This window comes from Streptomyces sp. NPDC058683, from assembly GCF_042716195.1.
In the GTDB taxonomy this organism is placed as follows: Bacteria; Actinomycetota; Actinomycetes; order Streptomycetales; family Streptomycetaceae; genus Streptomyces.
Genome location: NZ_JBHXSK010000040.1, coordinates 109,109 through 120,924, shown reverse-complemented (window position 1 = coordinate 120,924; position 11,816 = coordinate 109,109). Strand labels below are relative to the sequence as shown.

Sequence of the window (11,816 nt, the reverse complement as noted above, 5' to 3'; positions counted from 1 at the left end):
GTGGGGCCCGCGCTGGTACCGGCCTAGGTGTCGGTGTCCTAACGCTGACGTGCGCAACCGGGGCGGCTCCCCTCCGGAATCCCGGAGGGGAGCCGCCCCGTCATGTCTCAGCAGCGCTTCGCGGCCGCCGTCCCGTCGATCAGCGTGTCCAGCAGGCCGCCCAGCACCTCGCGCTGCTCCTCCGACAGCGGGGCCAGGATCTCCTCGGCCGCGGACCTCCGCGCCGCCCGCAGCTCGCTGAGGGTCTCGCGACCCTCGTCGGTGATCTCGATCCGGGTCACCCGGCGGTTAGTCGGATCCGCCACCCGGCACACCTTGCCGCTCGCCTCCAGGCCGTCGACCAGCGTGGTCACCGCGCGCGGCACCACCTCGAGCCGCTCGGCGAGGTCGGCCATGCGCGGGGGAGTGTCGTAGTGCGCGAGGGTGCGCAGCAGCCGAGACTGGGCCGGGGTGACGCCCAGATCGCGCGCCTGCAGATGGCGCTTCTGGATACGCCACACCCGGCGCGTGAGGCGTAGCAACTGCTCGGCGAGCGGGCCGTCGGAGTCGGGGGTGCTCATACGGGAACAATATCAGGACTATGTTCATTGTGAGTATAGGTAACAGTGAGCTATGCTCCGTGAGTCCGTACACACCGCACCCTCCGTAGGAGCCATGCCCCGAGACGAGATCAACTGGACCCCCGACGGCACATCGGCCGGACAGCCCCGCCAGGTGCGCCGCATCCTCGCCCTCTTCCGTCCCTACCGCGGCCGGCTCGCGATCGTCGGCCTGCTGGTCGGCGCCGCCTCGCTGGTCTCGGTCGCCGCGCCCTTCCTCCTGAAGGCGATCCTCGACACCGCGATCCCGCAGGGCCGCACCGGACTGCTCAGCCTGCTGGCGCTGGGCATGATCCTCAGCGCCGTCCTCACCAGCGTCTTCGGCGTCCTGCAGACGCTGATATCCACCACCGTCGGCCAGCGCGTCATGCACGACCTGCGCACCGCCGTCTACGGCCGCCTCCAGCGCATGTCGCTCGCCTTCTTCACCCGCACCCGCACCGGCGAGGTGCAGTCCCGCATAGCCAACGACATCGGCGGCATGCAGGCCACCGTCACCTCGACGGCCACCTCCCTGGTCTCCAACCTGACCAGCGTGGTCGCCACCATCGTCGCGATGATCGCCCTCGACTGGCGGCTCACCGTCGTCTCGATGGTCCTGCTCCCGGCCTTCGTGTGGATCAGCCGCCGGGTCGGCAACGAGCGCAAGAAGATCACCACCCAGCGTCAGAAGCAGATGGCCGAGATGGCCGCCACGGTCACCGAGTCGCTCTCCGTCAGCGGCATCCTGCTCGGCCGGACCATGGGCCGCGCCGACTCGCTCACCGCCTCCTTCTCGGAGGAGTCCGAGCAGCTCGTCGACCTGGAAGTGCGCTCGAACATGGCCGGCCGCTGGCGCATGGCCGTGATCACGATCGTGATGGCCGCGATGCCCGCCGTCATCTACTGGACCGCCGGCATGGCCCTCCACCTGGGCGGCCCGCAGATCTCGCTCGGCACCATCGTCGCCTTCGTCTCCCTCCAGCAGGGCCTGTTCCGCCCGGCCGTGAGCCTGCTGCAGACCGGCGTCCAGATCCAGACCTCGCTCGCGCTCTTCCAGCGCATCTTCGAGTACCTCGACCTGCCCATCGACATCACCGAGCGGGACGAGCCGGTCCACCTCGACCGGGTGAAGGGCGAGGTCCGCTTCGAGGAGGTCGAGTTCCGATACGACAGGCACAACGACAAGGTGGGCCCCGTCCTCGACGGCATCGACCTCACCGTCCCGGCCGGCGGCAGCCTGGCGATCGTCGGCCCGACCGGCGCCGGCAAGTCCACACTCGGCTACCTGGTGCCCCGGCTCTACGACGTCACCGGCGGCCGGGTCACCCTGGACGGCGTCGACGTCCGTGACCTCGACTTCGACACCCTCGCCCGCACGGTCGGCGTCGTCTCCCAGGAGACGTACCTCTTCCATGCCTCGGTCGCCGACAACCTGCGCTTCGCCAAGCCGGACGCCACCGAGGAGGAACTCCACGCGGCCGCGCGCGCGGCCCAGATCCACGACCATATCGCCGCACTGCCCGACGGCTACGACACCGTCGTCGGCGAACGCGGTCACCGCTTCTCGGGCGGTGAGAAGCAGCGGCTGGCCATCGCCCGCACCATCCTGCGTGACCCGCCGGTCCTCATCCTCGACGAGGCGACCAGCGCCCTGGACACCCGCACCGAACACGCCGTCCAGGAAGCCATCGACGCCCTGTCGGCCAACCGGACGACCGTCACCATCGCCCACCGGCTGTCCACGATCCGCGGCGCCGACCAGATCGTCGTCCTCGACTCCGGTCACGTGGCCGAGCGCGGCACGCACGAGGAACTGCTGGAACTCGACGGACGGTACGCGGCGCTGGTGCGCCGGGACGCCCGGGTGGAGACGGCGGCGGCAGCGGAGACGGCGGGGGAGACCGCGGGGGAGGGGCCGGCCGGAAACGGCGAGGCGGCCGCGTGGGAGGCGGCGAGACGCCCGGGGCGGCGGCGGGGCGACCGGGGGCGACCGGGCGCGCCGGTGGGCGACTCCGCCGACAAGCTGAAGTCGGCGAAGTGAACTCGCCGACGTGAACTCGCCCGACGTGAAGTCGGCAACGTGAGGTCGACAAGCTGACGATATGTCGGGTTTGTGATGATATGCGGGCTAACGTTCCTGCATGCAGATGAACACTCCGCGCCGGAAAGCGGTCCGAGGGAGCGCGGTCCGACGGAACACGATCCGGCCGAGGGCGATGCGGCGGAAGGCGATCCGGCTGACGCGCCGGGGCAGGCTCCTCCTCGTCGTGGCCGGCGTCGTCGTGGCGGGCGCCGCCGTGACGGTGCCGCTGCTGTCCCTGGTCCACGGCGCGGATGCCAGGTCCGCCACCCTGGTCATCCCGGAGGGCTGGCGGGCGACCCAGATCTACGACGCCGTCGACAAGGCACTCGACCTCCCCGCCGGCAGCACCAAGGGGTCCATCGGCACCGCGGGCCTGAAGCTGCCGGGCGATGCCGAGGGCAACCCGGAGGGCTATCTCTTCCCGGCCACCTATCCCCTGGCGGAGGACGCGACCCCGCAGTCCGTGCTGCGGTTCATGGTCGACACCGCCAACCAGAGGTTCGACGGGGCGCCGATCGCTGCCGGCGCGCAGCGCGACGCGATGAACGTCTACCAGGCGGTGACCATCGCCAGCATCGTCCAGGCCGAAGCGGCGAACAAGGCCGACATGGGGAAGGTGGCCCGGGTCGTCCTCAACCGGCTGCAGAGCGGCATGCCGCTGCAGATGGACTCCACCCTCAACTACGGCCTCAACCGCAGCACCCTCGACACCACGGTGGACGACACCCGTATCGAGAACCCGTACAACTCCTATCAGCGCATGGGTCTGCCGCCCAGCCCGATCGACAACCCGGGCGAGGACGCCATGCGCGCCGCGATGAACCCGGCGCCGGGCAACTGGCTGTACTTCGTCACGGTCAAGCCGGGGGACACGCGGTTCACCGCCGACTACGCCGAACACCAGCGCAATGTCGCCGAGTTCAACGCGGAGCGGAAGAAGAAGGCCCAGAAGTCGCCCCAGGTGCCGCAGCCGTCCAGCTGAGACGCCGGTACGTCACGCGTCGTCACGTACCACGCGTGTCGCACGACCCGTATCGCACGACGCGTATCGCACGACGCGTGACTCACCACGCATCGCGCGTCACGCGGCGACCGGTTTCCCGGCGAGCAGCCGCCCGATGTCCCGGACGGCTTCGCGGCCCGCGCGGTTGGCGCCGATGGTGCTGGCCGAGGGGCCGTACCCCACGAGGTGGACCCGGGGATCCGCGACCGAACGGGTCCCCTCGACGCGGATCCCGCCGCCCGGCTCGCGCAGCCGCAGCGGCGTCAGATGGTCGAGGGCGGCGCGGAAACCGGTCGCCCAGAGGACGACGTCCGCATCGACATGCCGGCCGTCGTTCCATGCCACCCCGTCCGGAGTGAGGCGGTCGAACATGGGCTGCCGGTCCAGGACACCGTCCCTCAGACCCTGCCGGACGGCATCGTTGAGGGGCAGACCGGTCACCGAGACCACGCTCCTCGGCGGCAGCCCCTGCCGTACCCGCTCCTCCACCAGCGCCACCGCGGCCCGGCCCGCGCCCTCGTCGAAGGGCCCCTCGCGGAAGACCGGCGGACGCCGGGTGACCCAGGTGGTGGCGGCCGCGTACGGGGCGAGTTCCAGGAGAAGCTGGGTGCCGGAGGCCCCGCCGCCGACCACCACCACTTTCTTCCCGGCGAACTCCTCGGGCCCGGCGTACTGCGCGGTGTGCAACTGCCGCCCGCGGAAGGTCTCCTGGCCCGGGTAACGCGGCCAGAACGGCCGGTCCCAGGTGCCGGTGGCGTTGATCAGTGCCCGCGTCGACCAGTCCCCGGCGTCCGTCTCCACGAGCAGCCGTCCGCCGTCGCCCTCGCGGACCGTGCGGACGTGCACGGGTCGTCGTACCCGCAGGTCGAAGGCGCGCTCGTAGGCCGCGAAGTACTCACCGATGACCTCGGCGGACGGCCGTGCCGGGTCGGCCCCGGTCAGCTCCATGCCCGGCAGCGCGTGCATCCCGTGGACCTTGCCGTACGTCAGCGACGGCCACCGGAACTGCCAGGCGCCGCCCGGGGCGGGGGAGTGGTCCAGGACCACGAAGTCGCGGTCCGGCTCGAAACCGGTGCGCCGCAGGTGATAGGCGCTGGACAGACCGGCCTGACCAGCGCCGATGACGACTGCCTCGACCTCGCGCACGTTGTTCACGTTTCTACCAACAGGGGGTCGGCCGGGGATCTTCCCGGCACGGCCGCCCGCACCGGCGGCCCTGCGGGGCGGGTGCGCGGGCGAGGATGGGCGAGTATGGGGCAATGCCGGATGCCTTCACCACACGAGTGCTCCAAGTCGCCACCGGGACCCGCGAGCGGGTCGTCGACCTGACCGCCGACTGCGAGGCCTTTCTGCGCGAGGCCGCGGCCGGCCGCGACGGCCTGCTGAATGTCTTCACGCCGCACGCGACGGCCGGGATCGCGGTCATCGAGACCGGCTCCGGCAGCGACGACGACCTGCTGGCGACCCTGCACACCCTGCTTCCCGCCGACGACCGCTGGCAGCACCGGCACGGCAGCCCCGGTCACGGCCGCGACCACGTCCTCCCGGCCCTGGTGCCCCCGCACGCCACCCTTCCGGTGATCGACGGCCATCTGGCACTGGGAACCTGGCAGTCGGTGTGCCTGGTCGACACCAACATCTCCAACGTCAACCGTCAGGTGAGATTGAGCTTCCTGGGACAGACGTGAACGCGGTCATCCACTAGCGGGCGAGGAACGGGCTCAGCAGCGCGGTGAGTTCGGCGGGCGCGTCCAGTGCGATGAGGTGAGCAGCGTTGGCGAACTCGACCAGGGTGGCATCGGGGATCTCGGAGGCGTAGCGCCGGGCGATGTCCTGGAAGTCGGCGACGTCGAGCTTGCCGATCCCGACCAGTGTGGGAACGGAGACGGCGGTGATGTCGCCGGGTGCGGCGCCCTGGGAGTGCTCCGCGACAACGCCCTGGTTCACCAGCGACGTCCGCAGCGGGCCGCGGAGCTGGTCGGCCAGTCCGGCGGGGACGTCCTCCCAGCGCCGAGCCGGCCCGCGCAGCCACATGTCCAGGTTGATACGGACGGCGGCGTCCAGGTCGCCCGAGGCCAGGGCCGCCGTCTCCGCCTCGTCGTACGCGATCATTTCCGCAGACCACTGGTATCCCGGCCATGGCGGGGAGAAGAGCGCCAGGGAGTGCACCCGGCCCGGGTGGGCGAGAGTGAAGTCCACGGCCACGCGGCCGCCCCAGGACGCGCCGACGAGCCGGACACGTTCGTGGCCGAGGTGGTCCAGGAGACGGTTCAGGTCGTCGGTCTCGCTGAACGGGCCGGTCGGTGGTGCGGATTCACCGAAGCCGCGCAGGTCGTACCGGATGACGGTGTGCTGTTTCGCCAGGTCGGGCACGACCGCGTCCCACATGCGGTGGTCGGCGACGCCGGCGTGCACGAGGACGACGGGCGGTCCGTCGCCGGCGACGACGTAGGAGAGGTTGCCAAGATCATCAGTGAGGGTGAGCATCCGCAGATGCTGGCAGGACGACAGCGCACGTGCCACTCAATAAGGGAACCGCTCCACTTTGGAAAACGGCCCAGGGGCCGGGATCGCTGGGATCCCGGCCCCTCTCGTCGGCTGTCGCCCGTCCCGGTCAGGCGGCGAGTGTCTCCGCCAGGGCGGCCAGGCCGTCCCGGTAGATGCCTTCGAAGAGTGCGGTCGCCTCGGCGTCGGTGACGCCGTCCGGGGTGAAGGTGCCCGACCACTCCACCCGGGATCCGTCGCCGCCGCGGTCGACGACCTGAAGCGTGGAGCGGTAGCCCGTGACGGGGAAGGGGGCCTGCACGATCGAGTAGGTGTAACCGCGTTCTGTCTCGTCGAAGGCTTCGAGGCGTTCGACGATGACGCCGCCCTCGGCGTTCGTCAGCGTGCGCAGCCGACCGCCCTCGCTGAGCCGGCTCTCCGTGATGTACGGCAGCCAGTCCGGCAGGGAGTCGAAGCCGCCGATCAGCTGCCAGACCTGGTCGGCGGGCTGCCGCACGTCGAGGGTGACGTGGGCGGCGGTCATGACGCGTCCTTCAGGGGGACCGGCGCGTCGTGCGCGATGATCTGCTGCTCGCGCAGGGCCTTCCAGAAGCCGTACGGGATGTCCTGGACCAGCGCGGCGAGGTCCTCGGCGATACGGCTGGGCCGGGTCGCGCCGGGGATGACCGCGGCGATGGCCGGGTGGGCCAGCACGAACTGGAGGGCGGCGGACTTGATGCCGATGCCGTGCTGCTGCGCGAGCGTCTTGATCCGGCCGACCTTGTCGACGATGTGGGCGGGCGCCTCGGCGTACTCGAAGTGGCTGCCGCCGGCGAGGATGCCGGAGCTGTAGGGGCCGCCGACGACGATGTCGACGTCCTGCTCGGTCGCGGCGGGCAGCAGGCGCTGGAGGGCGCGGGAGTGGTCGAGCAGCGTGTAGCGGCCGGCCAGCAGGAACGCGTCGGGTCGCGGTTCGTCCAGGTCCAGCGTCATTTCCAGCGGCTCGACCTTGTTGACGCCAAGGCCCCAGGCCTTGATGACGCCCTCGTTGCGCAGCCGGGTCAGGGCGCGGAACGCACCGGTGCGGGCGCTCTCGTACATGCCGACCCAGTCGTCGCCGTAGAAGTCCTGGGCGATGTCGTGGACCCAGACGATGTCGAGGCGGTCCGTCCTGAGGCGCTTGAGACTGTCCTCGACGGAGCGCAGCGTCGCGTCGGCGCTGTAGTCGTTGACCATCTTGTTGGGGCGGCCGTGCTCGAACAGAGCGCCCTTCTCGCCGAGTTCACGGCTCGCGGGGTCCTCGACCTCGTCGAGGATGATCCGGCCGACCTTGGTGGACAGGACGTACTCGTCGCGCGGCTTGTCGGCGAGGACGTCGCCGAGCCGGATCTCCGCCAGGCCCGCACCGTACAGGGGCGCGGTGTCGAAGTAGCGGATGCCCTGGTCCCAGGCTGCCTGCACGGTGGCGGCGGCCTCTTCGTCGGGGATGGCGCGGAACATGTTGCCGAGCGGTGCGGTGCCGAAGCCGATACGGCCCGGCAGGAGGGAGCGGATGCTCATGGTGGTGCCTCAATCTGCGTTACTGCGTGTGGGGGGTACGAAGGGGGAGTCGTTCTCGGTGGGGCGTCGGCCCTGGTGGTCGGCTAGTTGAGGGTGTCGGGGTCCGGGCCCGTGCGCATGCCGCGGTCGAGCGCGGTCAGCGCGTCGATCTCCTGCGGGCTGAGCTCGAAGTCGAAGACGTCGAAGTTCTCGCGGATACGGGCTTCCGTGACCGACTTGGGGATGACCACGTTGCCGATCTGCAGGTGCCAGCGCAGGACGACCTGGGCCGGGCTCTTGCCGTGCTCGGCGGCGATCGTGGTGACCGCGTCGTCCTTGAGGACGGCGCCCTGGGCGAGCGGGCTCCACGCCTCGGTGGCGATGCCGTGCCGGGCGTGGAAGTCGCGCAGTTCGGCCTGCTGGAGGCCCGGGTGGAGCTCGATCTGGTTCACGGCCGGGACGACCGAGGCGGCACCGAGCAGGCGCTCCAGGTGTGCGGGCTGGAAGTTGGAGACGCCGATGGCGCGGGTGCGCCCGTCGGCGTACAGCTTCTCCAGCGCGCGCCACGTGTCGAGGTACAGGTCACGGGCCGGGGTCGGCCAGTGGATGAGGTACAGGTCGACGTGGTCGAGGCCGAGCTTGTCCAGGGAGGCGTCGAAGGCGGCGAGCGTGGTGTCGTAGCCCTGGTCGGCGTTCCACAGCTTGGTGGTGACGAACAGCTCGTCGCGGGCGATGCCGGAGTCGGCGAGCGCCTGGCCCACGCCGCGCTCGTTGCCGTAGATCGCGGCCGTGTCGATGCTGCGGTAGCCGGCCCGCAGGGCGCCGGCGACGGCGGCGCTGGTCTCCTCGTCGGGGACCTGGAAGACGCCGAAGCCGAGCTGGGGCATGGTGACGCCGTTGTTGAGGGTGACGGTGGGGAGGGAGGTCACGATGTTCTCCTTTGTCTTTGTCGATCTTGCTGATCGCCGATGGTGATGGGGCGATGGGGAGGGGAGGACGGTCTGTGGGTACGTCTTCGATGGTCTGTGCTGTGCGTCGTCGGCGCGCGGTCAGCGGTTGCGCGGTCGACAGTGCGCGGTCGGCGGCGCACGGTCAGCGGCGCACGGTCAGTGGTGCGCGGCGGCGGGCCGCTCGGCCGCGGCCGGAGCCCGGGGCGGCGCGGCGGCGGGCGCGTGGCGTTCGGGGGAACGGCGCTCCAGGGTGCTGGAGACGACGGCCAGGACCAGGGCCGCGGCGGCGAGGACCGCGCCGACCCAGTTGGGCGAGGTGTAGCCGAAGCCGGCGGCGATGACGATGCCGCCGAGCCAGGCGGACAGCGCGTTGCCGAGGTTGAAGGCACCGATGTTGACAGCGGAGGCGAGGGTCGGCGCCCCGTGTGCGTAGTCCAGGACGCGCTTCTGCAGCGGCGGCACCGTGGCGAAGCCCAGGGCTCCGATGAGGAACACCGCGACGGCAGCCGTGACCTTGTTGTGCGCACCGGCGGTGAACAGGGCCAGAACCACCGCCAGGCCGCCGAGCGAGGTGAAGAGCATCGGCATCAGCCTGCGGTCGGCGAGCTTTCCGCCGGTCAGGTTGCCGGCCACCATGCCGAGGCCGAACAGGACGAGCAGCCAGGTCACGGACGACTCCGCATAACCGGCGACGTCGGTCATCATCGGCGCGATGTACGTGATGGCCGCGAAGACCCCGCCGAAGCCGAGCACCGTCATCGCCATCGCGAGCAGCACCTGGACGTTCTTGAACGCGGCCACCTCGTGGCGCAGACGTACGCCCTCCGGCTTCGGCATGTCGGGGACGAGCCTGGCTATGCCGGCGAGGCCGACGACGCCGAGCGCGGCGACGATGAAGAAGGTGGTGCGCCAGCCGGCGCTCTGCCCCACGAAGGTGCCGAGCGGTACGCCGACGACATTGGCGACGGTCAGGCCGGTGAACATCATCGAGATGGCGCCGGCCTTCTTCTCGGGGGCGACCAGTTCGGCGGCGACGACGGAGCCGATGCCGAAGAACGCGCCGTGGGCCATCGAGGCGACCACACGGCCGAGGAGCATGACGGCGAAGACGGGGGCGACGGCCGAGATGACGTTGCCCACGATGAACAGGCCCATGAGCAGCATGAGCATGTTCTTGCGGGAGATCTTGGTGCCGAGGACCGTCATGAGCGGGGCGCCGAACATGACGCCGAGGGCGTATCCGGTGACGAGGAATCCGGCGGTGGGCACCGAGACACCGAAGTCGGCGGCGACGTCGGGCAGCAGACCCATGATGACGAATTCGGTGGTGCCGATGCCGAAGGCCCCGATGGCGAGGGCCAGGAGCGCGAGAGGCATGGAAGTAACCTTCCGAGGGGACGTTGCGGTAGCGCCTTACGAGCGACCACAATAATTGCATGCGCGGGTTAATTGCAAACGCGGTATAGTGGTGTACGCATCGCCGGGCTCTCGGAAGGCTCTGACAGGGCTCCGAGGGCCCTCACGGAAGGACAGGTGCCACATGACCGCCACCGACCCCGCGCTCACCGCCCTCGCTCAGGGCTGGTGCGCGCTGTCCCTGCTGCACGGCAGGATCGAGGCGCACGTCGAGCGGGCCCTGCAGGCGGGGCACGGCCTCAGCGTGCGCGAGTACTCCCTGCTCGACGTCCTCAGCCGCCAGCACGACGGGGACGGCGGCCACCTGCAGATGAAGCAGGTCGCCGATGCCGTCGTCCTCAGTCAGAGCGCCACCACCCGGCTCGTCACGCGCCTGGAGGACCGGGGCCTGCTCTCCCGCTACCTGTGCCCGACCGATCGGCGGGGCATCTACACCAACGTCTCCGATGCGGGCCTCGCCCTGCTGGAAGCGGCTCGACCGACCAACAACGAGGCGCTGCGCGAGGCGCTCGACGCCGCCGCGTCGGAGCCCGACCTGGCCCCGCTCGTACGGGTCGTCCGGCGACCGGACACGGAGAACGAGGCGAACTTCCGCTGCTGAGATCCTGGGCGCGTCGTGCTCGATGAACGGACGAGGAGAACGCGGTGGGAGACAGCGTGGAACTCAGGGACGTGCTGGCCGATTGGCTGGACTACGACGTCGCGGCGTTTCGGCTCGGGGTGTTCCTCGGTGTCTTTCCGCGCGACCAGAAGTTCTCCGAAGTGAAGCGGATGTTCTGGATGGACGGATATCCGCTGGGCGACCTGCTGGTGGACCTGCTCGACCGGATGGCCCAGGCCGGAGTCCTCCTCAAGGACGAGGCCGACGCGCGGTACAGGTGGAACCCCGCTCCGATCGACCTGTCGTGAAGGCGCGCACCACGCTCACGGCCGAGCCCAGGGCCGGCCGGACCCCGCGCTGCACCGGCTACGCCGGCCTGCGCCACACGGAGATGTGCTTCGACGACTCCTGGGTGAACGCGGAACCGTCCCAGTCCGCGACGCGTCGCTCCAGTTCGAGCCCCGCGATCCTGGCCATCAGATCCAGCTCGGCCGGCCACGCGTACCGGTGCCGGGAGTCGCCACGGCGGTAGCGGCCGTCCTCGCCGTCGCGGGTGAGGTGGTGCGAGACGAGGATCTGCCCGACCAGGTCGAAGGTGTCGAAACCGATGTGCCCCGCGGAGACGTCGAACGGAACCGCGACCTGCCCGGGCGGCAGCAGCCGCAGCGGCGGCACGCCCAGTTCGATCACGAACCGGCCGCCGGGCGCCAGATGCCGCGCCGCGTTGCGGAAGCACTCGACCTGCTCGTCCTGCGTGAGCAGGTTCGAGATCGTGTTGTAGACGAGATAGACCAGGGAGAACTCGCCGGGCACGGTGGTCGTCGCCATGTCCCCGACCACCACCGGCAGCGTCTCGGCGTCGGCCTTGCGGCGCAGCACGGCCGCCATGTGCTCGGAGAACTCGATGCCCACCACGGGCACCCCGCGCTCCCGGAGCGGAACACCGACCCGGCCCGTTCCGATGGCGAACTCCAACGCCCGCCCGTCTCCGGCGAGTGCGGCGAGGAAGTCCACGGTCGGACCGAGTACGGCGGCCGAGGTCATCACGGTCTCCTCCGCGTCGTAGCGGGCGGCCTCGGCGCGGCTCCACAGCTCACTGCTCGTCATGGGCGCCCACTCTGCCGGGTTGCCGGAGCCGTCGTCCACGCAATATCGCTGC

Annotated in this window: 13 protein-coding genes; 5 read left to right on the top strand and 8 right to left on the bottom strand. The window is 70.5% G+C overall.

Going from position 1 to position 11,816, the window contains the following annotated elements; genetic code table 11:
• Positions 1–107: 107 nt before the first annotated feature.
• A complete protein-coding gene (locus ACFWXC_RS36410) occupies positions 108–560 on the bottom strand; it encodes a MarR family winged helix-turn-helix transcriptional regulator (RefSeq protein ID WP_384485565.1) in 453 nt (150 codons plus the stop codon).
• Between the two features lie 94 nt (positions 561–654).
• Here ACFWXC_RS36410 and ACFWXC_RS36405 point away from each other — a divergent pair, with 94 nt between their 5' ends.
• Complete coding sequence (locus tag ACFWXC_RS36405; RefSeq protein WP_384485563.1) at positions 655–2,622, top strand: ABC transporter ATP-binding protein; 1,968 nt, start codon at positions 655–657, stop codon at positions 2,620–2,622.
• Positions 2,623–2,722: 100 nt separating this feature from the next.
• Complete coding sequence (gene mltG / locus ACFWXC_RS36400) at positions 2,723–3,646, top strand: endolytic transglycosylase MltG (RefSeq protein WP_384485561.1); 924 nt, start codon at positions 2,723–2,725, stop codon at positions 3,644–3,646.
• Between the two features lie 99 nt (positions 3,647–3,745).
• Here mltG and ACFWXC_RS36395 read toward each other — a convergent pair whose 3' ends face one another.
• Positions 3,746–4,822, bottom strand: coding sequence for an NAD(P)-binding domain-containing protein (locus ACFWXC_RS36395; RefSeq protein WP_384485559.1), 1,077 nt, complete (start codon positions 4,820–4,822; stop codon positions 3,746–3,748).
• 104 nt (positions 4,823–4,926) lie between these two features.
• On the opposite strand from ACFWXC_RS36395, the gene ACFWXC_RS36390 reads away from it, so the two are divergent.
• A complete protein-coding gene (locus ACFWXC_RS36390; protein WP_384485557.1) occupies positions 4,927–5,355 on the top strand; it encodes a secondary thiamine-phosphate synthase enzyme YjbQ in 429 nt (142 codons plus the stop codon).
• A 13-nt stretch (positions 5,356–5,368) separates the two neighbouring features.
• Here ACFWXC_RS36390 and ACFWXC_RS36385 read toward each other — a convergent pair whose 3' ends face one another.
• The 5 genes from ACFWXC_RS36385 to ACFWXC_RS36365 all read right to left on the bottom strand — a co-directional run bounded on the left by ACFWXC_RS36385 (position 5,369) and on the right by ACFWXC_RS36365 (position 10,017).
• A complete protein-coding gene (locus ACFWXC_RS36385) occupies positions 5,369–6,190 on the bottom strand; it encodes an alpha/beta fold hydrolase (protein ID WP_384485555.1) in 822 nt (273 codons plus the stop codon).
• A 91-nt stretch (positions 6,191–6,281) separates the two neighbouring features.
• Complete coding sequence (locus ACFWXC_RS36380; RefSeq protein WP_384485553.1) at positions 6,282–6,695, bottom strand: SRPBCC family protein; 414 nt, start codon at positions 6,693–6,695, stop codon at positions 6,282–6,284.
• The gene (locus ACFWXC_RS36375; RefSeq protein WP_384485551.1) at positions 6,692–7,711 is read right to left on the bottom strand and encodes an aldo/keto reductase; all 1,020 of its coding nucleotides are present in this window, start codon (positions 7,709–7,711) and stop codon (positions 6,692–6,694) included. Before ACFWXC_RS36375 ends, ACFWXC_RS36380 begins: the two co-directional genes overlap by 4 nt.
• Positions 7,712–7,794: 83 nt before the next feature.
• Complete coding sequence (locus ACFWXC_RS36370) at positions 7,795–8,577, bottom strand: aldo/keto reductase (RefSeq protein ID WP_384485573.1); 783 nt, start codon at positions 8,575–8,577, stop codon at positions 7,795–7,797.
• A 219-nt stretch (positions 8,578–8,796) separates the two neighbouring features.
• The gene (locus ACFWXC_RS36365; RefSeq protein WP_384485549.1) at positions 8,797–10,017 is read right to left on the bottom strand and encodes an MFS transporter; all 1,221 of its coding nucleotides are present in this window, start codon (positions 10,015–10,017) and stop codon (positions 8,797–8,799) included.
• Positions 10,018–10,180: 163 nt separating this feature from the next.
• Here ACFWXC_RS36365 and ACFWXC_RS36360 point away from each other — a divergent pair, with 163 nt between their 5' ends.
• Together ACFWXC_RS36360 and ACFWXC_RS36355 are read left to right on the top strand one after the other, a co-directional pair.
• Positions 10,181–10,657 carry a MarR family winged helix-turn-helix transcriptional regulator gene (locus tag ACFWXC_RS36360; protein WP_384485547.1) on the top strand — a complete coding sequence of 159 codons (477 nt, stop codon included), beginning with the start codon at positions 10,181–10,183 and terminating at the stop codon, positions 10,655–10,657.
• Positions 10,658–10,701: 44 nt separating this feature from the next.
• Entirely contained in the window at positions 10,702–10,965 is a 264-nt protein-coding gene (locus ACFWXC_RS36355; RefSeq protein WP_384485545.1) for a hypothetical protein, read from the top strand.
• A gap of 58 nt (positions 10,966–11,023) precedes the next feature.
• Here ACFWXC_RS36355 and ACFWXC_RS36350 read toward each other — a convergent pair whose 3' ends face one another.
• Entirely contained in the window at positions 11,024–11,764 is a 741-nt protein-coding gene (locus ACFWXC_RS36350; RefSeq protein WP_384485543.1) for a class I SAM-dependent DNA methyltransferase, read from the bottom strand.
• Positions 11,765–11,816 lie beyond the last annotated feature (52 nt).